This window comes from Candidatus Tisiphia endosymbiont of Dascillus cervinus (genome assembly GCF_964026405.1).
In the GTDB taxonomy this organism is placed as follows: domain Bacteria; phylum Pseudomonadota; class Alphaproteobacteria; order Rickettsiales; family Rickettsiaceae; genus Tisiphia.
The window spans coordinates 540,340-566,492 of record NZ_OZ032146.1; the positions used below are offsets into that span (position 1 = coordinate 540,340).

Genomic DNA, 26,153 nt, shown 5'->3' on the forward strand with positions numbered 1-26,153 from the left:
TGGAGTAGTTTAGCCTTGCTTAGCTTTAAATCTTTTGATTTTCTTGTTTATTACAAGGATTTTACCTTTTCTTTTTACAACCTGACAATCTTTATCTCTTTTCTTTAAAGATTTTAACGAACTTACAACTTTCATATAAAACTATCCTTGGTATTATTTGCAAAAACCTAGAAAGTGATAAATCAACCTTCAAACTTTCACTAGCTTAAGTTTAAAAAAGTAATAATAATATTTTTTATCAATTCAGTCAACCTAAAAACTTCTTTAGGGTAATTTAAAAGTTGGGATGTACTTGCCTTAGCATAGATGTAGAGAAATCTAGCTTGTATAAAAAAATTATTACTATATTCTAACTTTTTTCCAATATTAATTTTATGTTAACTCCTTTAAAATTATTCGTTATTTGGTTATTTGGACTAACTAGCGGGTTTACCTTAATGATTACAGGTAATACTTTAAACTACTGGTTTGCCAAGGAAAATATTGACTTACAATCTATTGGTATGTTTGCTTTTATCATAATGCCCTATTCTATTAACTTTTTATGGGCTCCTATTTTTGACACTATACATTTAGGCCAATTAAGTAAACTGCTTGGTCATAGATTATCTTGGATTTGTCTAATCCAGATTTTGTTGGCATTTACTATTTTTCTTTTAAGTACCATGAATCCTCACCACAGTCTAATATTGTTTGCACTAGTAGGCTTGATAATATCATTTTTAAGTTCAGCTAAAGATAGTATCCTAGGGGCTTTCAGAACCGAAATTATTGCAAAAGAATCTCAAGGAGCAGCTTCTGGAATTTATATTTTTGGCTACCGCATTGGTATGCTAATTTCAAGTTCTGGAGCTATCTATCTGTCAAGCTATTTAGGATGGAATAATATATATAAAATTTTTGCCATTTCTGTACTTGTTTGTTCTGCTATTTTGGTTACAAGTATCTTGCGGTTAGAACACGACTTAGCTTCAAAAACTTATCCAGATCATAAAATAAATATTTCAAACTTTGTACAGAATATCTTAAGACCTGTAGGGTCTTTTTCCTTAGTCTTTTTAATAATAGTTTTCCTTATTTTATATAGATTACCAGATGATTTTATTACTATGATGATGAACCCCTTCTTAATACATCTTGGTTATAACGAATTTGAAATAGCCAGTGCAGGGAAATTCTTTGGCATAATATCTACAATAATTGGCGGACTAATAGCCAGCTTAGTGATGAAAAAAAAGAATATCTTAGATAGCTTGCTGATATTTGGCGTAATTCATGCAATCGCACATACCTTACTTATTGTGCATGAGATTTATGGCAAAAATCTACCATTATTCTTTATTACCACAGTCTGTGAAGGTATAACTTGCGGGATGGCTATGACAGCTTACATTGCTTTTATAGCTTCAATATGCACAGGCAAATTTCGTGCCACTCAATATTCATTTTTCTCTTCTATGATGGGATTTTCAAGATCGATTTTTCCAGCTCTTTCAGGATATGTTGTCGTACAATTTGGATGGAAAAGCTTTTTTACATTTATTATTATAATCACAATTCCTTCTCTACTTCTGCTACTAAAAATCAGCTCACTATTAAAAGCAAAAATGAAATATTAAATGTAACCATGAGTTCTATTACGTTGTTGCTGTCGGGATAATGTGTTTTGTGCTTTTGATACTGCTGTGTTTGTTTCAGGTGGAGTGTTGTTCACATGATGTTTTAAGCTACTCTGAATCTGCGTTAATTCACCTATAGAGTCGCTTGCCTCAAGGGGAATAATAGCTTGTGACATATTGATATTACCTTCTTTATTTTTTGCTACTTCTTGTACCATTGCTTCATATTGACCTTTGGTTACAGGGATAGTGTAGATATTATTCCCTCTTTGTATATATCCTATAGCATCTTTATCATCCCCAGCAAACTTTAGTGATAATGGGTTGGTTATTTCCACTAGTTTTCCTTGCTCGTTATAGTGAGCAGTAAAATAAAGTGCTTTCGAGCTTGCAATATTTTCACCTTTCTCGTTTTGTACCGGGAATGAAAGATGGACAGCTGTACTAGAGGGCTTGATTGTTAATGGTAGATTAATATTTCGATAATTACTAATCTCTCTCTCTGTTACACCATCTTCTAACATTACTTTCTTATAGGTCTTTATATTAGTTTCTATTAATTTAAATAATTCTTCATCTTTGACTTTAATAACCCTTGACCTAGTAGAGGTTGTGTTTGTTACTGTTTCTTGTTCGTTCCAAGTTAAAGGTTTAAAATGATTAGCCTGAAGGACTTTAGCATAACTTTGTACTTCATCATTCATGGCTTGTGCTATATTTGCTTTTACACTGGGGGCAGCCCAAGCCTTTTGTATTAATCCGTTGTTATTTTCTACAAACTCTTTAAATTCCTGAGAATTAGTAGCAAGACCTGCAATTGCAACTCCTTTATCCGTCTTAATATTTGCTTCAGCAAGGACGTGTTGTAATAGTGCTTGTTGTTTGGCAATAATTTCTTGTCTAAAGGCTAATGTTATAGAATCCACTTTGGAGGTTGAGGATTGAACATTAGTAGTTGTTGTTTCGTGAGTCAGCATAACGTCTAGTGCTTTTCTAGATATTTGCATAGATGGTTCGAGATCGCTTGTTTTTTTGGTCAGTAGCTGTTTTTCTTCTTGTAATATTTTTGCTATTTCTTTAATTAATAATACTTCTCGAGCTTTATAGCCTAAAATATACTCTATTTTATTTTCTTTTCTTAATTTTAATTTTTTGGTTTGGTTGATTATATTGTTAAAATAATCGGGATGTTCTTGGACTAATTCTCGTAATTTTGGTGTGTTAATTTTTCCTTTTGTTACTAAAAGACCCAATTTAATTTGCAACCCATACTCTTTTAATGATTGTTGCCTCTTTTGCATAGTTTCCTTAAAGGCATCTTTAATATCGGCAACCTTTATGTTTTCTAGGGGGATATTCTTAAATTTTTGACTCATTGCCATTTTTGCCCAATTTGCTAGTGCTTTGTCACTATAATATTTTGATAATTCTGCAAAACTGTCATCGATAGTCTTATTTAAATCGACTTGTGCAGTATCAAGTAAACCTTTTACAAATGAATCATTATGACTTAATTTACTTGGGAATTCCCTAAAATGGTTAGTTGGGCCTAGTAATGGTAGATGTCTAGACCAAGAATATGGATGGATGTTATCCTCTAATTGGTCAAGACTTCCAGCAAAATCTATACGAACTAGTTTGGGAAGAATGGTAGAATCTTCGGGGTCTCTTATAACTCCTATGTTACCTGTATGAATATCAAAGTCACCTATTAATAAGCTAGTTGGAGCTATTTTATCAAAAGAACTATAATGAAGTTCTTCAAAAGCTTTGCTTAAAGTATTAGATAATAGTTCTCTTGTTCCCATGAAAATCGGTCTTCCCCTATCTTTTCGAAGCCAACCACTTGGTTTAGTTTTTGTAGACATGTGTTTATCCATATCTACATACATGTCACCACTATAATTCTTAAAAAATTCAGACCGTACATATACCTCAGAGCCATCACTTTGAAGTCCTCCTTCCTGATGTACTTTTTCGGTAAGATGATCAGGTACAGTGAGAGAAACTTTAGCTCCATGATTTGGATTTGTTGCTTGAAAAATTTGCGAACCCAAAAACTCTGATATATTTTTTCGAGAATCCCCTTCACTTTTAATCATGGATAGAAGGTCATCAGAACTTTTGTATATTCCTCCTAATTCTCCACCATCATTAGCTCCAAGTGATTTCTTTGCCAAATAATTCCAACCGATAAATTTTGATATCAATGGTGTTGTCATATTATCCTCTTGGACTTTTTTGCTTCAGTTCGATATCGAACTAATGGTTATATTGATTATACACTCAAATAATTTCAAGAAAGTTTAAGAAATCTCGTAATTCTTGTCGAGCAGCTACGTGAGATATACTAAGTGTTTTTCCATGATTAGCTGTTGTTAAGTCGAGTAATGTTAATCCTTGTAAAAATAATTCCCGAAAAATTACTCTTTCACTAAAGCCTGGGGCAATTTTAAAGCTAATTCTTTTTGCTAATTGTTCAAGAGAAGTAGCAACATTCCTTTTGTTTACTGCATCCAAGTTGCTTAATCTATTACGCATTACAATCCAATTAATTGTTTCGCCATTACGGTTAGCCTTCTGCATTTTTTGTTCCCAAACCATTTGGCTATAGATTGACGGAGTAATAATTGACAAATTGTTAGCATTAACTTTACCTAGTACATCAAAATCAAGGAAACTATCATTAATTGGGGTAATCACCGTATCAGCATAAGAGTGAGCTAATCTCGATAAAAAAGAGTAACTTCCTGGCGTATCGATTACTACATAATCAGCATTTTTTGTCTGTTCAATTATTTGTTCAAACCTAGTTTTCTCATCCTCTTCCTTAGCTCCAACAACTTGTTCTTGACTTTCGGTCAAATGAAAATGCTGAGGGGTTTTAACCGGATTACCCGGATTCTTTAGATTATAGTCATCCCTATTCTTTAAATAATTTGTTAAAGAACCCTGACGTGAATCAGTATCAATACTAGCTACCGTATGACCATTATACAATAAGCCAGTAATTAGATGCATGGAGCAGGTAGTTTTACCCGCTCCACCTTTTTCATTACCAACTACAAAAATACGATTTGTTTGATTTGCTTGATTATTTTTCATAGTGATCTTGGATAAATTGGTTAAGAAGCCTTACACCATAACCTACTGCTCCTTTGGGGCCAAGAGGATTACCTGTTTTATTATAGGCAACACCAGCAATGTCAAGATGAGCCCAAACCATACCTTCCTTAATAAAATTTCCTATAAATTGAGCTGCCATACAACTACCAGCCGCTCCAGGGACATTACCAATATTGGCAAGATCAGCAATGTCAGACTTTATCATCTCATCAAAATCTTTATGCAGAGGCATACGCCATAATTTTTCATTAACTTTATTACCAACCTCTATTAGCTTATTAGCTAATTCATCATTATTAGCGAAGCATCCAGCATAAGTTTTGCCAAGAGCAACAACGATAGATCCAGTAAGGGTAGCAAGATCAATGACACATTGAGGTTTAAATTTTTCTTGAGTATACCAAATTGCATCAGCCAGGACTAACCTACCTTCTGCATCAGTGTTATCCACCACCACTGTTTTTTTGGACATAGTGGTTACCACATCTCCTGGTCGTTGAGCATTACCTGATGGCATATTTTCCACAAGACCAACTACCCCGACCACGTTAACTTGGGCGTTACGACTAGCCAAAGCCATGATTGCTCCAACTACTGCGGCTGAGCCAGCCATATCATATTTCATATCTCCCATATTGGCTGCTGGTTTAAGAGAAATCCCACCACTATCAAAAGTAACTCCTTTACCAACGAAAGCTACAGGCGGGGTATCATCATCCAAACCATTATATTGCATTACTACAAGTTTAGATTCATTTTGCGAACCTTGTCCAACACCAAGTAAAGCCCCCATGCCAAGATTTTTCATTTCTCTTTCACCGATAATAATAGTCTCAACTCCCAATGGTTCAAGATGTTCTAATATTTTTTCGGAGTAAGATTGAGGGGTTTTGATGTTGGATGGTTCATTTATCATATCTCTAGCAAAGAATACTGCCTCAGCCAATGATTTTTTATCATTAAATAATTCTTCTGCTTTAGACTTGTCATCTATAGAAATCTCCAGAGAATCTACAACAAATTTCTCTCCTTCACTTTGGGTAGTTCTGTATTTATCAAATCTATATGAAGCAAGCAAACAGCCGCTAGCTATAAGAGAAGCTACAATAGCTGGCTCATATTGTCCAATATTATGAGAGATTTTTATACCAATAGTTCTAATTTTACAGCAAGTACTACTGGATAAAATTTTTCCCCCGATCTCCTCAATACAAGAGGTCTTTAGTTTTGTTTCATCACCAATACCAACTATAATTAAATATCTTATCTCTCCATCCTTACCGATAGAATTAACAATTTTAATTTGTCCAAATTTTCCAGCAAATACTAATTTATTCTGAATAGTTTTAGAAATTAAACCATGATGTTGTTGGTCAAGTAGCAATAACTCATTGTCTAATTTTAGTTGTTCGTTAATAAAAACTACAGTTGCTTGATTATTTGATAATTCTTTACTTATAAAGTTAATGTTATTGAGCATAAATTCCTATTTTTGAGAGGCTAATTTTATATATTCTTTTTGTAAGCGTAATAATCTGAATAATGGAAGTATATAAAAAACCCACTAATTAATAAAGTAATTCTTTAAGTCTTTAAATATTATATTCTAAAATTATCTTCCACTAAGTAGAAAAGTGATTAATTTCAATTATTTTTTTGTGGTAGAGTATATAAAAATAAATATTGCCAAGTGTGCAAGTTTAAGTAGGTATAATAGTCCTCGATGTTCTAAGGGTGATGATACTGAGCTTACTATCAATTTATTACATCGATACTTGAGGTTAATTAGTTTCTTTTAAATTAGATTTAATTTTGTCTGAATATAATTTTACCTATAAACCTTAACCTAAAAATTTCTTTCTTGCTTTTCTACTTGGAAATAGTGTTTTCAGGAAAATAGTGTTATCATCTTCTTTTATATAAGGTATAGCATATATTTCAGTTAGTATCCTTACATATAGAATTTGCTGATTAGGATATTGTTCTTGATTATGATGTTTAGTTATATCTAATAGATTCCCATCTGCTATAGATTGAATTATTTCTTCAAAACCTATTCCTCTTTCAAGCAACAATTTTGAATTATTTTCATAATTATATCTAAATTTAATCAACTTAAACTACCTAACAACTACAATTTTGTGGCTTCTTTATGAATTAACATATTAATATATGTTTGATATGCTAACCCAAGTTTTGAAGCCTTAATTTTTATAGCTTCAATATCCTGCTCAGCTACTCTTATAGTAATAGGATACTTTCTCTTTAGGTGTGTTTTAGCTGCATTTTGAAATAGTTTAATATCATTTTGATTTTTAATACTAGGTTGTTCTTCAAAATTAATCTCTATATCCTGCTCATATTTATCTAATTTGTAGCTCATAGTTTCATATATTTTATTTAATATAATAATAAATAGTACATACTATGTCAATACATTATACGCGAATTCGATAAGCGAACAATAGTGTACTGCTCGTAAATGAAGAGTTGGTAGACGATAGTATAACTTCAAGAAGAGCTAGGCAGTAGCAAAGTCGAGCAGCAGAGCGTACATTAGTACGTGAGTAGCTTCGATCTTTGGTCGCGGGAACGCCAATTCTTGAAGTTCTACCTGAGTATGCATAGTGAAGTAGGCTAGGCAATTTTTTTATACTCAAAGTATATTTTTCTTACCGAGTGAATCCATACAATACAAACAATGGTAAATACCACCATTAAAAATGGTGATATAGAGCTAAAAGTGGCTGTTGGTATTAATGTGAAAATAATTGACTGTATTAACCCGCTCGAAGATTTACCAACCTTCGAGCTAATGACGTCTACAGCTGCCTTACCTTTTGTCTTTAGCTCTTGGTCAAGAGGAATATATAACATTTCTCTTGAGGTATCCCAAATTGAATATTTACTACCTTTCACTAGAATGTTTTGTAAAGCACCAATTGACACCGCAAGAGCTAAGGGTGTCATGAGAATGCTACTATCAAATATCGATAATACTTGGTGGTCAAATACGATTAAGATAAAAAACAATATACCAGTAATCATCATGACAATTGGCGGAATTACTGCAGCAACAAACCAGCCATGGCTACGCATTATATTATTGCCTATTATAGTCATTACCATAATAGCAACTCCAGTCCAAAGAATGTAAAGACTATTGAATTCTGCATAACTATTAACAGTGGGGTATAATTCCTTAATTTTTGCTTTCCATACTGCTTCTACCAAATTCATTGATAAACCAAAGGCAGCAGAGCAAATTAGCATTAACCATAAATATTTTGATCTTGTTATATATTTAAAACTTTCAATTAAACCCATGCCTTCTTTAGTAGATCTACCACTTTTAGCATTTGCATAAAATGTTGGATTTGTAAAAACATTTTTGGTAATAAATTTTACAAGTAAACATGATATAACAGCAGAAACTACCACGAGACTTGTTGATATTTTTATAAGTGTAGTTTTGTTGTCCGATACGGTTAAAAAATATTTAGCAATACTGTTCTCAGATGATAAGTTCATCATCAAAAAGCCCACAAATATTAAAGAAGAATTGCCAAATAATGAAAAAAGCGTGTAAAACCTTTTTGCTTCTTCTGTTGTAGTAAGTTCATTAGCAAACTGCCAAAAAAGTAAAACATAAAAGATATTTGGCCAAAGTTCAGATAATGTATAGAAAACCATATAACTCCAATTACCAATTAAAGCTATATACCATTTAAGATGAGGATAAGTTCCCATAATTTGTTCTAGTGAATTTGGACTAATATGGAAAATATCGACATTTGGATAAATAATGAAAGCAAAAAGAATGAAGAATCCAACAAAAAAAGTGATTAAATAGCAAAAAATCTTTTCAAAACTAAAATGATTAAGCATCTTAGCATAGATTATAACGAATAAAGCTGCTGCAGGTGTTACACAATAAACTTTAGTAAAACTTACTACTTCAGCACTAATCTCTGAAATTAAAATACTATCTTTTAAAATTCTTAATATGTTTTGATTGAATAGGACACAGAACATCAGACCGCACATAGGTATGAATTTTCCAAGCTCATGATTATGGATAGGCCAAAATATAGTTCTGAATTTGCTTTTAAATAAGTTTGACTGTATACTAGTCATAATAAGGATTCCCTAAGACAAAAAAAAAACTTGAGGACATGTTCAAGAGTTTCTCTATAATGGCTTAAGGCTATTATGAAAACCAAAGAAAGTTAGGAACTTATATATTATTAGCCTCCCTATGTCAAGATGTTTAAATTGATCCCTAGTAATTAGTAGTGTATAAAAATATGTTGGACAATGACAAATATCAAGAATATTTTGATCAATATAGTGATTATTCATCAAAATATTTATTGGGTAATAAGTATTGTTCCTTGGGTAAAAAAATAACTAAAACAAAATATTATCAAATTTTATATTATAAAACACTGGCATCGCAAGATTGCATTATTAGTAAAAAAAGAATATTCTTAGTTATTCCTTCGATCTTTAACTCCCCGGAAATTCTTTTCTTAGCTAAATCAAAAAGCTTTGTTGATAATTTAAGACATTGTGGTGAGGTGTTTCTAGTTGATTGGTTTGAAGTTGATGAAGCTGATTATTTGTTAGAAGACTACGTAAAGAGGGTAGTTGAAATTATTAGCAATTTAAGACAAAAAAAGTATCAAATAGACTTAGTGGGACACTGCATCGGTGGTATTATAGGAATGGCAGCCACTATAATAGTACCAAACATGATAAGAACATTAACATTACTTTCAACACCTTGGGATTTCTCCCATTTTGCTACAGCAAGGAATATATACCAATATCTTGGTCTAGATTATTATGTACGAAATTTGCCAATGATTCCTAAACTACATATTCAGATTCTTTTTTTCCTATTAATGCCAAATTATTTCAGTACAAAACTTGATAAATTTTTTACCATAACTGTACCAAAAATAAGAGATTTATCTTTTAGAGTAGAAAATTGGTTGATGTCTGGAACTGCTTTGTCTAGAAATACATATATACAAATTATGGATGATGTAGTAGGCAATAATATGCTTGCAAAACTTCAATGGAAAGTCAACAATATCACCATTGATCCGACATTAATAAATAAACCAGTATATCAAATAATTGCAAGTAATGACAAAATAGCACCAAAATCATCTATGTTATCCTTACACAAATTATTTAGAGAATCTATGATCTTCGAAGTACCAAGTGGTCATATTAGCTATTTGATTAATAACAATTTAGATATCTTATTTAAGGAGTATACTCGGTGAACTTCAAGAATTGGCTTCGTCGTGTCTAAAGATCTTCGCTGCTCACGTACTAATGTACGCCTAGCAGCTCGACTTTGCTACTGCCTAGCTCTTCTTGAAGTTATATACTCTTCTGCTTTGAAGAATTGTTTTTTGAAAATATCATGGATTCGCATGCTCACGTACTATATGTACGCTCCGCTTGCTCACCATTAATTTTCAAATCCAATTCTTCAAATCATTTGAGTATACTATCGTCTACCAACTTATTAAAATCATAGAATGTGGAGTATACTCGATGAGTAAAAAGGCAGTTTATATAACTCATGCAAAAAGAACAGCAGTAGGATCTCTGCTAGGAAGCTTAGGATCAATTCCAGCAACTAAACTTGCAGCTATCATTATAGAATCAATTTTAAAAGATAGTAAACTAGATACAGCTATTATTAATGAAGTAATAATGGGACAGGTAATCACTGGTGGCGTAGGACAAAATCCTGCTAGGCAAGCTCTAATCTAAGCTGGATTACCTAAAGAAGTTACAGGCTTCACAGTTAATAAACAAAACTTACGCTATGTAAGGTTCTAAATAGCGTAAGTTTTGTAAAGTATGTGGATCTGGGTTAAAAACGGTATGTTTAGCAGCAAGTAGTATTATTGCAGGTGATAATGATATTGTGATAGCTGGTGGGCAAGAAAATATGTCTTTGGGTTTACATGGATCGTATATTCGTGCTGGTCATAAGTTAGGTAGCACACAAATGGTAGATTTGATGCAGTATGACGGTTTGACCGATGTATTTTCTAATAATTTAATGGGAATTACCGCCGAAAATATATCTAAAAGATTTAATATTACTAGAGAAATGCAAGATGAGTTTGCACTAAAATCACACCAAAAAGCACGTGAAGCACAAGCAGAAGGTCGTTTTAAAGACGAGATCTTACCAGTAGAAGTTAAGATGCAAAAAGCTACATTAATATTTGATCAAGATGAGGGAATTAGAGCTGATATTAAATTAGAAGTTCTAGCTAAACTACGTCCAGCTTTTGACAAAGAAGGTACTGTAACAGCTGGTAATGCTTCTTCTATTAATGATGGAGCAGCTTGTTTAATGGTAGTATCTGAAGAAGCATTAAAGAGATATAATCTAAAACCTCTTGTTAGAATTGTATCATATGCTGAAGTAGGGGTAGAACCAAATATTATGGGAACAGGTCCAGTACCAGCATCGAATAAGGCTTTGGACAAAGCTGGTTGGAAAGTAGAAGATTTGGACATAATAGAAGCTAATGAAGCTTTTGCCGCTCAAGCTATTTATGTAAATCAACAGATGAATTGGGATATTAATAAAGTCAATATGAACGGAGGGGCTATTGCTCTTGGTCATCCAATAGGAGCAAGTGGGGCAAGAATCTTGGTAACATTAATTCATCAAATGCAAAAAATTAACGCGAAAAAAGGGCTAGCAACACTTTGTATAGGTGGGGGGATGGGGATAGCTATGTGTATTGAAAAGGTAAATTAATAATGCAAAAATTTTCATTTGACTTAAAGTTTCAACATAAAAAAGCAAGAGCTGGTGTTATTACTACTAGGCACGGTCAGATACGTACCCCAGCTTTTATGCCAGTCGGTACGAAAGGTACGGTAAAAGCCATGTTACCCGAAGTAGTGGAGTCTACCGGAGCTGATATAGTACTTGGTAATACTTATCACTTAATGCTGCAGCCAACTGCTGAAAGAATTGCTAAGCTTGGGGGCTTGCGTAAATTCATGAACTGGTCAAAGCCTGTACTTACTGACTCAGGTGGTTTTCAGGTCATGTCCCTATCGAAATTACGTAAAATTACCGAAGAAGGTGTAATTTTTAACTCTCATATTGATGGTAGTAAGCATATGTTAACTCCCGAACGTGCAACTGAGATACAATATCTTCTTGATAGCACTATTACTATGGCGTTTGATGAATGTACCCCATATCCTGCAACATTTGAGCAAGCAAAATCATCTATGGAATTGACATCTAGATGGGGAGAGAGGTCAAGAAAAGCCTTCGTTCAAAGAGAAGGTTATGGTCAATTTGGTATTGTACAGGGGAGTATATATCAGGAGTTACGTGTTCAGTCAGCACAAAATTTGGTAGAATTAGATTTTGAAGGGTATGCTATCGGAGGTCTAGCAGTAGGTGAGGGGCAAGAACTAATGTTCAATGTGTTAGACTATGCTCCGGATTTGTTACCTAAATATAAGCCAAGATATCTTATGGGGGTTGGTAAACCAGATGATATTATTGGTGCGGTTGCAAGGGGAGTAGATATGTTTGATTGCGTTATTCCAACCCGCTCGGGTCGGAATGGTCAAGCTTTTACCAAATATGGTATAGTAAATATTCGCAATAGTAAATATAGTAGCGATCATGAACCGCTAGAATATGATTGTCCATGCCCAGCATGTAAAAATTATAATAAAGCTTACTTACATCATTTGGTAAAGGTAAAAGAGATTCTAGGGGCGGTACTTATGACGTGGCATAATTTGGTGTATTTCCAAGAATTAATGTCAAGAATAAGACAATATATTCAGCAAGGGAAAGACTTTGATTTTATCAATTAGTTCTGAGTTGGTAGACGAAGATCAAAATCAACAAGTGCTAGAAGTGTCCAAGCCGAGGAGCACAGCGTACATTAGTACGTGAGCACCGCAGGTCTTGGACAACGACAACGCAATTGTTGATTTTCATCGAGTATATTGTTATAAGCTCCTAAATGTCTATTAGCGAGTAGCTATCTAGAACCTTAACGGGTTAGCTATAGTATTGGTGCTTTGCTTTTTTAACAATAGACTTCTCTCGAAACTCTACTTCTGCTGGTGATTTGTACGTCGATGCGGTACTCGAATCCTCACGTACATTAGAGTACGCTGCGGTTCGAGGTGAAGCGTCTCCTTCAAATCCCTCAGCACAAGCGAGTTTCGAAAGAGGTCTAATATTTCTACTGTTCTTTTTGCAACTTATAGTGCCGCTTCTGATGAATCTGCATCTCCACCCATTAAATTGATGTCTTCTACATTAGGTACTAAAAAAACAAATGTAGAGTATGGTTCTTTTGAAAGTGATAGTTCTTCTGTTTTACTACAATATTCCTGGCAAATTTGGTAAATAGCAGTACCTTTGTTGTAAATATAAGTAGCAATACCACCTACCGTAATTACTGCAATCGTAGCTGAACCTGCAGCTGTCAATATATCTTTCAGTGACCATCCTTGACCTTTAGTAGTTTGTTCGTGTGGTGCTGCTGTAGGAACAGAACCCCTATTAAATGGAGCATTATGAGGTTCTAGGTTGGGTGTGTTTTCTTCCGTTATAGTGGTAGGTGTATTTTCTTCCATTATAGTGGTAGAGTTCGCTGTAGGAGTGGAATTTTCTGCAGAGCTAGGGGGGGAGATGGCTCAATGGTAGTAAGTGCTGCTAGTAATTCTTCTAGAGCAGCTTTCTGTTCAAGGGCTTGTATAAAATTTGGATCTACCTCAAGAGCCTTGTTGCATTCTGTTAGAGCTTCTTGATATTTACCAGCAGAACTCAATCTATTGCACTCATTTAAATGTTGATAACGTGGTGAAAGTGGCAAATTACATGTGTGATAAACTGGATAACTCTGCTTGTGAGTCCAAGAAGAAGTCAGATGTGAGAATTCTATCTCTGCCATTTGTCCGTTATTAACACTTCTTACCTCTAGCTTTTTTAATACACGCCCCCAACTAAAGCTGGTTCCTTCATCGCTTGAAACAAATAATTGACCTTTGTGGCAAGGTTCATTATAACACTTTTTATGTAACTCGCTCCATTCTATATGCCCGTTAGCGGGATGTATTTCCACTCCAACTGCAAAACAGTTCTGATTTGACAAAGTAATGGATTGTACTTCTGATATATCCCCCCACACCACGTTTACCTCTATGATGAACTGCATCGGAGTTATCTGTAGGTTTTGCAAATAAAGAGACAAGGTCATCTCCGTTTACTGGAGTTTCATTATCTCTAGTATATGATGAGTATCCTGCAACTAACATAAGTTGCTCAGCTGTATTGTTACTATGTGCAGGTGAAGCAGCTTCTTTAATTATTTTTATAGATGCTTCGTCAAAATATTGGTTAGTAAAATCCGTATGTTGATTTGGTGTTATAGCTAATCCGGAAGAATTATTACTAGCTTTGGCTATAGTTGTATTTTCTCCTGTAGGAAATGTGCCAGCTAAACGCAAGGCTAAAGAAGAAAGTAGAGCAAGAGATGTGGTAATAAGGTGAGAAGGAGCGAAATATTTCATAAAAATTGTTTCCTATTTAATAATATTGATTAATATTCAGTTTAACAAAATAGTTAATATAAACTATCTAAATTGATAAAATAGCTTTTTTATATAGAAGTCAAGGTTTAGTTGCAAAGCTACCCTGGCTAGCTGATAAAAAATAACATAGTGATATTTTATAGTTACCCTGACTAGCATTACTCCGCTATTAGCGAGGAGGCATTTTAGGTGGCAACGAATGAGTTATATAGAACCTTAATGGGTTATAAAACAATAATTTTTTAAAGCAGAAGGTATAATTGTATTTTTTAACTTAGTGGATAGAAATTTTATAGTATACTACATGGATTTGGTAGATAATAGTACTGTGATAACTCATTCGAGTATACTCTTCTGCTTTGAAGAATTGTTTTTTAAAAATATCAGGAACTCGCATACTCACGTACCTCATGTACTGCTTGCGTGTGCTCGTCCTTCATTTTCAAATCCAATTCTCCAAATCATTTGAGTATACATATTTGAAAGACTATAAATGATTACAGAATGTTAATATATAAACGTTATATAATAAGAAATATTGTACCATCCTTGGTGATAATTATTTTCTCGATCACTAGCCTTGTATGGATTACTCAGATATTAAAGTTTTTGTACTTAATTGATAAAGGAATAAAAGCTCAGGATTTCTTAAATTTAATTATTTTAGTTATTCCATCTTTGCTATTTATTTTGCTACCTTTTGCAACTATTATCACTATTATTTATACTTATAATGCTTTAAGTGAGAGGCGTCAGATAATTATTCTGCAAAATTTGGGATTAAGTAATATACAACTAGCTAGTCCAGCATTGATTGTAGCTTTGACAGTTACGTTATTTGCTTATTATATTTCGATTAGTTTATTGCCATTATCTTATGCAAAGCTTAAATCAGATCTTAATTTCATGAAAAATAATTATGCATCCACTCTACTAGATGAGAAGACATTTAATACAATTTCTAAAGATATCACAGTTTATTTTGATAAAAAATTGGCTGATGGTACTATGAAAGATTTAATCCTTTTTGATAATCGTAAACATGATAATCATGCAATTTTATTTTCTAGATCGGGGATATTTAAAATACACAACAGCTCTTCGTTTTTTCAACTAAAAGATGGAGTTAGGCAGGTATATGACTATAATGGTAATTTAACTAATTTATCATTTGATGTTCTAACAGTAGAATTAGTCAGTAATGATGCTAAAAGATTGGTAAAGGATGAGTATAGTCGAGAAATCAATGAATATTATATTCATGAATTATTAAAACCCAACAATAATCTATCAAAGCAGAGAAAGATTAAATTAGTTGCTGAGGGACACCAAAGATTGATTTGGCCAATGTATAATTTTGTACTTGTTTTTCTAACATTGTCGGTTTTTTTAAGACAGCCTTATAATAAAAAATCTAGTCTGAGGCAGATTCTAATTACAGCACTTTCTGCAATAATTATCACATATTTACACTTTGTATTACAAAATCTTGCTTCTAAAGATTCAAATTTTATCTTTGCTTGTTATGCTAACATTATTATCTCTATTATTTTAAGCCTGTATTTATATTTTCGTAAAATTATATGAGTTTTCAAGATTTACCACAATTCCTAAAAATTTTAGAGCAAAATGGTCTCCTAAATCGTATATCTTATCCTGTATCATCTAACCTTGAAATAACAGAAATCAGTAGAAGAGTTTTAAAAAAAGATGGTCCTGCTCTTTTGTTTGAAAATGTTATTAGAGATGATGGGACTAAGTCTGATATGCCAGTTTTAACTAATTTATATGCCAGCACGCGGCGGATTGCCTTAGGACTTGGTTTAAAAAATACAGAAGAGTTGAGGAAATTTGGTGAATTGCTAGCTTTTCTTAAAGCACCAGAACTACCTTCTTCCTTTAAAGAAACCTTTGCTATGTGGCCACTCGCCAAAAGAATATTGGCTATGTCACCCAAGATTTTGTCAAAAGCTCCTTGTCAAGAAGTGATAATTAATGATCCTGATGTTGATATATTGCCGATACAAACCTGCTGGCCTCTTGATATTTCACCACTACTTACTTGGTCAATAGTTGTTACAAAAGGACCTAGCTTAGAAAAAATAGATAATTTTAACCTTGGTATATACCGAATGCAAGTAGTAGAACGTAACAAACTTATTATGCGCTGGCTTAAAATGCGAGGTGGAGCTCAACAACATAAGCGTTGGCAATCAGCAAAGATTGATCCTTTCCCTGCTGCAGTGGTTATTGGGGCAAGTCCTGCCGTGACTATGGCTGCTGTTATGCCGTTACCCGATAATATGTCTGAGTATAATTTTGCTGGATTATTAAGAGGTAAGTCAATTGAACTGGTAAATTGCGTCAGTATAGATATGAAAGTGCCAGCTCATAGTGAAATTGTTATTGAAGGGCATGTAAGTTTTGATGAGTATCTACCAGAAGGACCATTTGGCGATCATACAGGTTACTATAATGACGTTGAATATTTTCCAGTATTTAATGTTAAGACTATTACCATGAAAAGACAACCTATATATTTAAGTACTTATACTGGTAAAGCCCCAGATGAGCCATCTATACTTGGTGAAGCATTAAATGCAATGTTTATTCCGATAATTCAACAGCAATTTCCAGAGATCGTTGATTTTTGGTTACCACCTGAAGGTTGTTCTTACAGAGTTGCTGTGGTATCTATTCGTAAGGCTTATGCAGGTCATGCAAAAAGAATAATGATGGGGATTTGGTCATTTTTAAGACAATTCATGTATACAAAATTTATTATTGTGGTAGATGATGATATAGATATTCGTGACTGGAAGGAAGTGGTTTGGGCAATATCTACTAGGGTAGATCCTTCTAGGGATACTACTTTTATCGATAATTCACCAATAGATTATCTTGATTTTGCTTCACCTGTGTCTAGCCTTGGTAGTAAAATGGGAATAGATGCAACTAATAAAATAGTCCCAGAAACTAATAGAGTTTGGGGTAAGAAAATAGAAATGACTAGTGAAGTCGTTGAAAAGATTGACAAAATTTGGGATATGCTTGGTATATCCGCAAAAACTTGAAATAATTTTTTCTTAAAACACTTAGTGTTAGAAATTTATAGTATATATTATATATACTGCTTGTAAATGAAGAGTCGGTAGACGATAGTATAACTTCAAGAAGAGCTAGGCAGTAGCAAAGTCGAGCGGCGTAGCGTACATGAGTAACGGAGCAGATTCGATCTTTGGTCGCGGGAACGCCAATTCTTGAAGTTCACCGAGTATACTCAAATGACTTGAAGAATTGGAATTGGATATAGTGGATAATATTTCTAGTGATGAAATAATCAAAAATATAAAAAAAGTTAGTGATAAATACCAAGAGATAATACTTTGTCTTATGCAGGGCAGGGGGAACATGATCCCTGCATCTCTTATTGATATGGATAAAAATAGAGTTATATTATCAAGCTTAAGTGAACAATTTATAAAAAATCCTGAAAAATTTTGGCAACTAAATATTCAGTATGTTGAGAAATTTCAGAATCTTGTCATAAATTCAGTAGAGAAATTTGTAGGGAAATCAACCACTCCTCTTTTTTCACCAAATAGTAAAGATAGAAGGTTTAAGGATTTAGCTTGGCAGGATAATGCGTATTTTGATTTTGTTAAGCAGTTCTATTTAATGTCTTCAGAATGGTTACAGGATAATATCGAACAATATGAACTAGCACCTGACCTTAAACAACATTTGGCATTTATGACGCATCAATTTATTAATGCCTTCTCTCCGTCAAATTTTGCTTTTGGTAACCCGATAGTTCTTAGTAAAATTTTGGAAACAGGTGGTCAGAATCTTGTTCAAGGCTTAGAGAACTTTCTTGCAGATATAAGAAATTTTAGTGATATATTAAATATAAAAACTACCGATAATAATGCTTTTTTACTTGGCAAAAATATAGCTACTACTAAAGGAAAAATTGTTTTTCAGAATCAATTAATACAGTTAATATGTTATGAACCTAAGCAAAAAACACGGGCGATACCATTACTTATAATTCCACCCTGTATTAATAAATACTATGTACTTGATCTATCTGAACATAATTCAATGGTAGCATTTCTTGTCGAACATAATTTTCAAGTATATATGGTCTCTTGGGTTAATCCCGATGAAACTCTAGCTGATAAAAGTTTTGAGGACTATGTAAAAGAAGGAGTTTTAGAAGCTTGTGAATATATAATGCGGTTTGGATATAACCATATTAATGCTATTGGTTATTGTATTGGTGGAACTTTTCTTGCAACTGCTGTTGCTTATCTGAAGGCAAATAATTTAAATTATATTAATAGTGTCAGCTTTATTACTACCCTTTTAGACTTTAAAAATCCTGGGGAAGTAAGTATTTTTGTCAATGAGTCATCGATTGCCATGATCGAACAAGAAATGAATTCTAAAGGATATTTTGATGGTCGTTATTTGTCGAATAGCTTTAGTTTGCTAAGAGCTAATGATTTAGTATGGTCGTTTTTTGTTAATAACTATCTGCTTGGTCAAACTCCAATGCCATTTGACTTATTATATTGGAATGCTGATCCAACGAATTTACCAACTAATATGTATAGCTACTACTTACGTAATATGTATCTAAATAATTTATTAAAAGAACCGAGTAACTTATCATTATTTGGTACGCCAATTGATTTGAGCAAGATTGACTGTAATTCTTTTTTCCTTGCTGCAAATGACGATCATATAGCTCCGTGGCGATCGGTGTATGAAGGATTAAAACTATTAAAAGGTAACAAAACCTTTTGTCTTACAAGTTCTGGACATGTTGCAGGGGTGGTTAATCCTCCTGCAATGTCTAAATATAATTATAAAACTAATAAAGACTTAACCTTGACTAGTGAATCATGGTTTATTAATGCTGACGAGCATCAAGGATCATGGTGGTCTTACTGGCTTACTTGGTTAGAAGATAATAGTGGTGAGTTAATAAAATCGATAGATTATGATAGGTTAAAATCCATCGAACTTGCCCCCGGCAAATATGCTCATAAAAGAATAGTTACCTAATCTCAGATATAAGTATACTGCTATGATTTCAAGAGTTTCGCGTAAATTGTGTGTAATACCTTTTTTATCCTCGCATAAGTTTTTCTATTATTGACTTTATAGGAGTATAGTTTAGAATTAAAAATGAAGTAACTGTAAAGTTACTTTGGGGTGTAGTAACCCTTAACTTAAGATGGTAGTCATCAGCCAAAAATGATGTTCCTCGATCTCATGGTCGGGGAGATGCTAGCTATGTTCAGGGCTTAAGGTTTATACCTTAAGCCTAAAGGCTATCGTAACTGTTCTTAAGCGGTTTTACTAACTCCCCAATCGCCAAAGTAATCTATCAAGATTCTTTGGTGGTTAAAACTTAATAACTTTAAGTTTAATCATAAAGGGGATACTGCTATGACATACACAACAACTTTACCTTCTGAAGCAATCATCTTTTTTGATCCGGCTTATGACCATCCTAAGGATATAAAACTTAGAGATGATGTTAGTGCTACTAGTGAACAAGATGGATTAATAATAGTTGAAATTATCGAATTAAAAGGGTCTTATGACCACAGTACTTTTGGTAAGTTAATCCGCCGAGTAATGAGCTGCAATAATAAGCCTGTCACCATCCTCATTAACGAAGATATACGGCATACAACAATTAACACTCTACTTTGGTCTGTACTTGGTACTTTGTCATCTGCCGGTCTAATTACCGTTACTACTTACGAAAGATCCTATAAAAAAGTACTCTTGAAAAAAGTAAATATAGAGGATGATTATTTTTTATACGTGGCTGCTACTTATTGTAAAAACCATTATAAATTTGGTAATGAACAATTAAATATTTAATACAGATGAATAATATACTTCTCGTAAATGAAGAGTTGGTAGACGATAGTATAACTTCAAGAAGAGCTAGGAGTGTCAAAGTCGAGCAGCGGAGCGTAATTAGTACGTGAGCAGCGGATATCTTTAGACATGACGACGCCAATTCTTGAAGTTCACCGAGTATACTATGGTTACTTAGACACTCTTGCTACCCTTATAGTTATGTATGAATTTAATTCAATATTAGTCATATATTCTGGCGTGAAATCGCTAGCAAATTCACTTAAGGTTTGCTCAAGAATGAATGTACTATGTTGCTCAACTATTTGCATAAAATCCGGTTTGCCTATGATTTCCAGGAAGATTCTATCATTCATGGCAAAATTGGCATCTTTTCTCGCTTGTTGAATAAAGCGTACTAAATCTCTTGCAATACCTTCTTCGTATAGTTCTTTTGTTATTTCTAAATCCAGTAATATTAATATTAGTCCATGATTATTAGCTAAAGATTTAGTTGCATGTCTTATACCTTTAACATTTTTAGGTTCTAAAACTAGAGAGAACTCATCTTGATTTAATGTTTCTCCTGCTATTACTAGATGCTCATGCATCAGTTGCCACTGATGCTTTTTAGAAGCTATTATGATATCTTTGACTTTATGAGGTAGACGTTTTCCTAAATTAGGGAAGTTAATCGATAATTTGTAATCAGCATGATTTTCTACATCATCTTTATAAATTACCTTTTTAACATTAATCTCATCTTTAACTAATTCTTCAAATTTTACTAGTAATTCATTATTTTTACTAATGATCGTTAAACTGCTCAGTGGTTGCCGAACCCGGATATTTTCGTTACTTCTAATGAATAAAGCATTACTACAAATATCTAATACTTGATCCATGATGCTGACTAAATCATAATCGACTTCTATCATATCAAGTTTAGGAAAATCCGCTGAATGAACACTGCCTCCTTGCTTTTCTAGCCTTGTAAGTCCTAAATAAATTTCCTCAGAAATTAATGGTAGTAAACTAGATTGAGCAATAGACATTATTTCAAGACAACTATATAAGGTATTATAAGCATTTTCTTTATCTTGATCTTTTTCAATTTTCCAAAAACGATTCCTACTTCTTCTAATATACCAATTATTTAATACTTCAAAAAAATTGCCGACATTATTATAAGATATTTGAGTATCAAAATTATCTAACCCATACTGGATTTTTTCTACTGATATTTTTAGTTTTGATAAGATATAACGATCTAGCACATTTTGAGAATTAAAGTTGCTTTCCGCTTTTATCTGATCACTATTAGCATACAGAGTAAAGAAATGGTAAGCATTCCAAATGGGCTTGATAAATAAACGTAAGCTCTCATAAACCATTTTACCGCCTTTGTCGATCAGCAGTTCCTGACCTTTGACTACATTGGAAGAGAGCATGGTAACTCTTAGAGCATCAGAACCATATTTATCAAATAATTCTAGCGGATCAGCATAATTATTCAGACGCTTTGATAATTTTTGCCCGGTGTTGTCTAATATAACCCCATGGCAAATACAATTTAAAAAAGGTGGTTGGTCAAAAAGGGCTGTTGACAGTACCATTAAAGTATAGAACCAACCGCGTGTTTGTGCTGAATATTCCACTATAAAATCGGCAGGAAAATGCTTTTCAAACCAATCTTTATTTTCAAATGGATAATGTACTTGTCCATAAGGCATAGAGCCACTTTCAAACCAGCAATCAAAGACATCTTCTACTCTAACCATCATTGATTTACCGGTTGGATCATCCGGATTTTTTCTAGTTAGTTGATCAATAAAAGGTCTATGTAAATCGGTAACTGTAACCCCAAAATCTTTTTCTAACTCCTCTATTGATCCATACACATCAATCCTAGGATAAGCCGGATCATCTGATTTCCATACAGGTAGCGGTGTACCCCAGAATCTATTTCGGCTAATTGACCAATCTCTAGCATTTTCTAGCCATTTACCAAATAGATTATCTTTGACATGCAAAGGAATCCAATTAATCTGTTTATTTAGTTTTACCATTCTGTCTTTAAATTCGGTAACTTTTATATACCAAGAAGGAACGGCTTTGTATATAAGAGGGGTGTCAGTACGCCAACAATGGGGATAATTATGAATATATTGCTCTGTTTTAAACCAATTGCCTTGATTTTTGAGCTTAATAATAACTGGATCATTAGCATCAAATACTTGCATACCAGCCAAGTCAAAAATTTCTTTGGTGTATTTTCCAGCATTATCTACAGGACAAACTAGTTCTATACCATGGGCTGCACAAAGAATTTGGTCTTCCTCACCGAAACCTGGAGCCATATGAACGATACCGGTACCGTCTCCTTCAACAACAAAATCTCCGGAGAGAACTTTGAAGCTACTTGGATGATTGGCAAAATAATCGAATAATGGCTTGTAAGTGAGATTTAATAGATACTTACCTTCAATTATATCATAATTTTGTTCATCACTAAGCCCTAATTCTTTCTGATATTTAGCCAAAGCAAATTTAGCCAAAATATAACAAACAGAGCCATTTGGCACTAGAACATACTCGATATTTGGTCCAACGGCCAATGCTAAATTAGCAGGCAAAGTCCATGGTGTTGTAGTCCATGCCAGCATTCTGTACTCATTATAGGGTACAGAACTTGGCAATTTCTCATTAAGTACAAAACTTACCGTAACCGCCTTATCAGTTCGTTCTCTATATGAATTATCTAGCCTTGTTTCAAAATTAGACAAAGGTGTCTCACATGCCCAAGAATAAGGCATTACCCTCATTGATTCATATAGAAGTCCTTTGTTATATAATTCTTTGAAAGCCCACAGCACAGATTCCATAAAAGCTTTATCCATGGTTTTATAGGAATTATTGAAATCTACCCATCTTGCTTGCCTATTGACATATTCCTGCCACTGATCAGCATATTTCATGACCGATGATCTACAATGTTCGTTAAATTTATCAATACCAAAATTGATAATGGCCGTTCTACCAGAAATACTTAATTCCTTCTCTGCTTGCATTTCGGCAGGGAGTCCATGACAATCCCAACCAAAGCGTCGCTCGACTCTTTTGCCTTTGCTAGTTTGATAGCGTGCATAAACATCTTTGATAAAACCAGTTAGCAGATGACCATAATGCGGTAGACCATTAGCAAAGGGTGGTCCATCATAGAATACAAACTCATTATTTTGCCCATTATTTATTGATGGTCTAGCATCTATCGTTTTTTGGAAAATATTGTTCTTTTGCCAATAAGCTAAAATCTTTTTTTCAATCGTTGGAAAATCGGCATTAGATTGGATATCTTGGTAGTATTTATTAGTCATGTTGTAATCTTGATTATTATAAAAATAGTCGAATAATTGGTATATCGACGGGATTTGGTAATTTAAAAATATCCTTACATTTAGAAAACATAGTTATGATAGCAGATAAAGACTTGGTAATATATTTATCGGTATCTATATTATTCTCTGACTCATCTTGAATGTAATAGAGTATCGAACTTATATAAACGCTAAATAACAAACTTCTCTTAGTATAATAATTATAATCTATAGACTTATCACCTGCATAACGCCAAATTAAGTCACAGGTACGAAAAGCTATTTTTGTTGCGAATATACTGTTTGATGGTGTGGTAAAATAACTGCGATTCTTCAAATGTATAAGTTTAAGTGTACAATCTTTTATTCTAATTCTTAAAGCTAAATCAATTTTATCCCTTATTTTAGCTGGGGTTTCTTGCTGAGATAATAACTCAAGCATTTTTTGGTCTTGCCAGCTTTCAAAAAAATCAACTATTTCTCTTAGACCATTTGGAAAAATTATATGACAATACCCCTTAACAAAACCACATTCCTTTTCCGCATCTGCCAATAATTCATTATTCCACTCATCAAAGATTAGCAGTTTTGCTAGAACTTGTACAAATTGTACTTTCAAACTATAATATTTTTCGTAAGTAGTCATTAAAATGCATCTTTTAATCTTGACATATAAGCTTAGTATATAGATAATGTTACTATCATTCAATAGTCTAGTTTATATTAAAAAGGGGGTAATTAAAGTGATACTAGTAAACGTTCATGCTGGGAATGGTGAGCAAGCAATTAAAAATTTGAAAAGAAAAATGCAAAGAGAGCTTGTGTTCCGTTCAATGAAAATGTCGCGTTTCTATGAACCCCCTTCAGTAAAACGTGTTCGTAAAGATCAAGAAACAGAAAGAAGAAAAAGAAAAGTTGCTCGTAAACAACTAATGGAAGGTTAATCGATCTTAAAACTATTATATCTGTGAAGCAGGGCAGTTTAAGAGTTGTGGAGAAACAACCAACGTTTATTAGCGAGGGGGCATAAGACTTCCGAAGCAATCCAATATGTTGGCTTACCTATGCCTACTTGGATTGTTTCGTTGCTATAGTCAATTGCTGAGAAGTTGGTGACGTCGTCACTCGTCGCTCTCCTAATTATATATAGGCATCGCTCCTAGTACCAAATCCTCCTGAATTGACTATACTAAAGTGACTCCTCGTTAATAATAATGGTTGAGTAACTCCTCAGCAATAACATTTGGGTGATGACACAATTCTAAATTTGAAATATTTATGATTATTAGAACATATTTTTGCTACATTTTTTTTATAGTCTTAATAATATCATCTTTTATGATGCACATCCACGCAGCTGAAATAAAGAGTGCTAATTTGTATATTATAAGCGATAAAGCTTTTGTTGGGGATCGTAGTCAATTGCTAGGAGTAGCAAGAGAAAGCGAAAAATACTTTAAAAGCAAGTCTGTTATGCTGAATGTTGAGGAATACGATAAATCTCAATTAGAAACCGTTAAGGATCAAATTAGCAGTAACAAAAATCTTGCCATTATAGTTTCAGTTGGTTATTACGGCATAGAATCAATAACTAAATTAAAGTCAGATCCTGAACTGGCAAAAAAGATTATCGCAGTACATCTTTCTCACCAACTATTAGATAATGGCACTTTATCACACAAGCAACTTGTCCAAGAAAAACGTGATAATTTTTTTGGTGCAGACATAATAGCATTGCCTAGCCATGCATTAGATAAGCAGAATACTAAGATTACTGGCGTGAACACTATACTACTTACTACTAATGGGGTAGCTCATAATATGCAGGTCTCTGATATTGAATCAGAATATGGTGCATTTAAATCAATGTTCTCTTCCTTTGATAAATATTTAGCAGTGATTTTAGCAGGGGATGTACCGGAAAATGGTACATATCATTGCTACACAAATAAAGAAGCCGAGAAGTTAGCCGAATATGTTAGTAATCTTGCATTAAAAAATAATTATTTCGTATTAGTATCCAATGGACCGCGTACAGGAAAATATGATTGCCAAAACAATAAAGAGCTTAGTGTACATGAAAAAGATAGTATAATGGACACGGTGACATCAAGTTTCCAAAGGGTTTTACAAGAAAATCGAGTACCCTTTAAATTATTTGACTTTAAGAAAGGACAACCAAGTATGTATAAGGCTATTCTTGGAGCCGTTTTATATAACAAGCATAGTTTGATTATAGTACCAGGTGAGTCTACTTCTATGGTCTCGGAAACCGTAGATATGTTACCTGCTAAAACTGTTACGGTGTATTATAACTCCACAATGAACGAAACCCATAAAAGACATATAAAAAATGAGTTTAATGAAGGAAGAGTGTCAATTATTGATGAGAATATGCATCTTCATTTACCTAATAATATGCGAGCTAAGTATTATTCTGCTAGTGAGAATATAGCTAAGGGGATATATACTTTGTGGCATACTCGTACAGTTACTATCCCAAAGGTTATTAAATAGACCTGTC

Annotated in this window: 21 protein-coding genes and 1 pseudogene; 10 read left to right on the plus strand and 12 right to left on the minus strand. The window is 33.4% G+C overall.

The window, feature by feature from the left end:
• Nucleotides 1–9: 9 nt before the first annotated feature.
• Nucleotides 10–135 (minus strand): type B 50S ribosomal protein L36, encoded by a 126-nt coding sequence (ykgO, locus tag AAGD19_RS02675; protein ID WP_094648811.1) that lies wholly within the window; start codon nucleotides 133–135, stop codon nucleotides 10–12.
• A gap of 239 nt (nucleotides 136–374) precedes the next feature.
• Between ykgO and AAGD19_RS02680 the strand changes: the two genes are divergently transcribed.
• Complete coding sequence (locus tag AAGD19_RS02680; protein WP_341748230.1) at nucleotides 375–1,619, plus strand: AmpG family muropeptide MFS transporter; 1,245 nt, start codon at nucleotides 375–377, stop codon at nucleotides 1,617–1,619.
• Here the strand turns inward: AAGD19_RS02680 and AAGD19_RS02685 are convergent.
• From AAGD19_RS02685 to AAGD19_RS02710, 6 genes are all read right to left on the minus strand, one after another.
• Nucleotides 1,616–3,841 carry a Sca4 family protein gene (locus tag AAGD19_RS02685; RefSeq protein ID WP_341748231.1) on the minus strand — a complete coding sequence of 742 codons (2,226 nt, stop codon included), beginning with the start codon at nucleotides 3,839–3,841 and terminating at the stop codon, nucleotides 1,616–1,618. The genes AAGD19_RS02680 and AAGD19_RS02685 overlap by 4 nt on opposite strands.
• A gap of 64 nt (nucleotides 3,842–3,905) precedes the next feature.
• Nucleotides 3,906–4,724 carry a division plane positioning ATPase MipZ gene (locus AAGD19_RS02690; protein WP_341748232.1) on the minus strand — a complete coding sequence of 273 codons (819 nt, stop codon included), beginning with the start codon at nucleotides 4,722–4,724 and terminating at the stop codon, nucleotides 3,906–3,908.
• Nucleotides 4,714–6,225, minus strand: coding sequence for a leucyl aminopeptidase (locus AAGD19_RS02695; protein WP_341748233.1), 1,512 nt, complete (start codon nucleotides 6,223–6,225; stop codon nucleotides 4,714–4,716). Before AAGD19_RS02695 ends, AAGD19_RS02690 begins: the two co-directional genes overlap by 11 nt.
• A gap of 361 nt (nucleotides 6,226–6,586) precedes the next feature.
• Entirely contained in the window at nucleotides 6,587–6,859 is a 273-nt protein-coding gene (locus AAGD19_RS02700) for a hypothetical protein (protein ID WP_341748234.1), read from the minus strand.
• 17 nt (nucleotides 6,860–6,876) lie between these two features.
• The gene (locus AAGD19_RS02705) at nucleotides 6,877–7,128 is read right to left on the minus strand and encodes a CopG family antitoxin (protein ID WP_341748235.1); all 252 of its coding nucleotides are present in this window, start codon (nucleotides 7,126–7,128) and stop codon (nucleotides 6,877–6,879) included.
• A 254-nt stretch (nucleotides 7,129–7,382) separates the two neighbouring features.
• Nucleotides 7,383–8,882 carry an Npt1/Npt2 family nucleotide transporter gene (locus AAGD19_RS02710; protein ID WP_375331860.1) on the minus strand — a complete coding sequence of 500 codons (1,500 nt, stop codon included), beginning with the start codon at nucleotides 8,880–8,882 and terminating at the stop codon, nucleotides 7,383–7,385.
• A gap of 170 nt (nucleotides 8,883–9,052) precedes the next feature.
• Between AAGD19_RS02710 and AAGD19_RS02715 the strand changes: the two genes are divergently transcribed.
• From AAGD19_RS02715 to tgt, 3 genes and pseudogenes are all read left to right on the plus strand, one after another.
• Nucleotides 9,053–10,042: an alpha/beta fold hydrolase gene (locus AAGD19_RS02715; protein ID WP_341748236.1), complete on the plus strand. Its 990-nt coding sequence runs from the start codon at nucleotides 9,053–9,055 to the stop codon at nucleotides 10,040–10,042.
• A gap of 277 nt (nucleotides 10,043–10,319) precedes the next feature.
• Nucleotides 10,320–11,550 (plus strand): annotated as a pseudogene (locus AAGD19_RS02720) (acetyl-CoA C-acyltransferase).
• Nucleotides 11,551–11,552: 2 nt separating this feature from the next.
• A complete protein-coding gene (gene tgt / locus AAGD19_RS02725) occupies nucleotides 11,553–12,638 on the plus strand; it encodes a tRNA guanosine(34) transglycosylase Tgt (protein ID WP_341748237.1) in 1,086 nt (361 codons plus the stop codon).
• Nucleotides 12,639–13,034: 396 nt separating this feature from the next.
• On the opposite strand, the gene AAGD19_RS02735 is transcribed toward tgt, so the two are convergent.
• The 3 genes from AAGD19_RS02735 to AAGD19_RS02745 are packed head-to-tail and all read right to left on the minus strand — an operon-like array spanning nucleotide 13,035 to nucleotide 14,348.
• Nucleotides 13,035–13,412: a hypothetical protein gene (locus tag AAGD19_RS02735; protein ID WP_341748238.1), complete on the minus strand. Its 378-nt coding sequence runs from the start codon at nucleotides 13,410–13,412 to the stop codon at nucleotides 13,035–13,037.
• Nucleotides 13,412–13,969, minus strand: a complete 558-nt coding sequence (locus tag AAGD19_RS02740; protein WP_341748239.1) for a tetratricopeptide repeat protein — start codon at nucleotides 13,967–13,969, stop codon at nucleotides 13,412–13,414. Before AAGD19_RS02740 ends, AAGD19_RS02735 begins: the two co-directional genes overlap by 1 nt.
• Nucleotides 13,881–14,348, minus strand: a complete 468-nt coding sequence (locus tag AAGD19_RS02745; RefSeq protein WP_341748240.1) for a hypothetical protein — start codon at nucleotides 14,346–14,348, stop codon at nucleotides 13,881–13,883. Before AAGD19_RS02745 ends, AAGD19_RS02740 begins: the two co-directional genes overlap by 89 nt.
• A 525-nt stretch (nucleotides 14,349–14,873) precedes the next feature.
• Here AAGD19_RS02745 and AAGD19_RS02750 point away from each other — a divergent pair.
• The 4 genes from AAGD19_RS02750 to AAGD19_RS02765 all read left to right on the plus strand — a co-directional run bounded on the left by AAGD19_RS02750 (nucleotide 14,874) and on the right by AAGD19_RS02765 (nucleotide 20,273).
• Nucleotides 14,874–15,956, plus strand: a complete 1,083-nt coding sequence (locus AAGD19_RS02750; RefSeq protein WP_341748241.1) for an LptF/LptG family permease — start codon at nucleotides 14,874–14,876, stop codon at nucleotides 15,954–15,956.
• A complete protein-coding gene (locus tag AAGD19_RS02755; protein WP_341748242.1) occupies nucleotides 15,953–17,443 on the plus strand; it encodes a UbiD family decarboxylase in 1,491 nt (496 codons plus the stop codon). Before AAGD19_RS02750 ends, AAGD19_RS02755 begins: the two co-directional genes overlap by 4 nt.
• Nucleotides 17,444–17,681: 238 nt before the next feature.
• Nucleotides 17,682–19,442 (plus strand): class I poly(R)-hydroxyalkanoic acid synthase, encoded by a 1,761-nt coding sequence (locus tag AAGD19_RS02760; protein WP_341748243.1) that lies wholly within the window; start codon nucleotides 17,682–17,684, stop codon nucleotides 19,440–19,442.
• 387 nt (nucleotides 19,443–19,829) lie between these two features.
• Entirely contained in the window at nucleotides 19,830–20,273 is a 444-nt protein-coding gene (locus AAGD19_RS02765) for a hypothetical protein (RefSeq protein ID WP_341748244.1), read from the plus strand.
• Between the two features lie 170 nt (nucleotides 20,274–20,443).
• On the opposite strand, the gene ileS is transcribed toward AAGD19_RS02765, so the two are convergent.
• Complete coding sequence (gene ileS / locus AAGD19_RS02770; protein ID WP_341748245.1) at nucleotides 20,444–23,629, minus strand: isoleucine--tRNA ligase; 3,186 nt, start codon at nucleotides 23,627–23,629, stop codon at nucleotides 20,444–20,446.
• 16 nt (nucleotides 23,630–23,645) lie between these two features.
• Entirely contained in the window at nucleotides 23,646–24,275 is a 630-nt protein-coding gene (locus tag AAGD19_RS02775; protein ID WP_341748246.1) for a COQ9 family protein, read from the minus strand.
• 97 nt (nucleotides 24,276–24,372) lie between these two features.
• Between AAGD19_RS02775 and rpsU the strand changes: the two genes are divergently transcribed.
• Both rpsU and AAGD19_RS02785 read left to right on the plus strand, forming a co-directional pair.
• On the plus strand, nucleotides 24,373–24,573 hold the full coding sequence (gene rpsU / locus AAGD19_RS02780; RefSeq protein WP_341748434.1) for a 30S ribosomal protein S21: 201 nt from the start codon (nucleotides 24,373–24,375) through the stop codon (nucleotides 24,571–24,573).
• Between the two features lie 394 nt (nucleotides 24,574–24,967).
• Nucleotides 24,968–26,146 carry a hypothetical protein gene (locus AAGD19_RS02785; protein WP_341748247.1) on the plus strand — a complete coding sequence of 393 codons (1,179 nt, stop codon included), beginning with the start codon at nucleotides 24,968–24,970 and terminating at the stop codon, nucleotides 26,144–26,146.
• The last annotated feature ends 7 nt before the right edge of the window (nucleotides 26,147–26,153 follow it).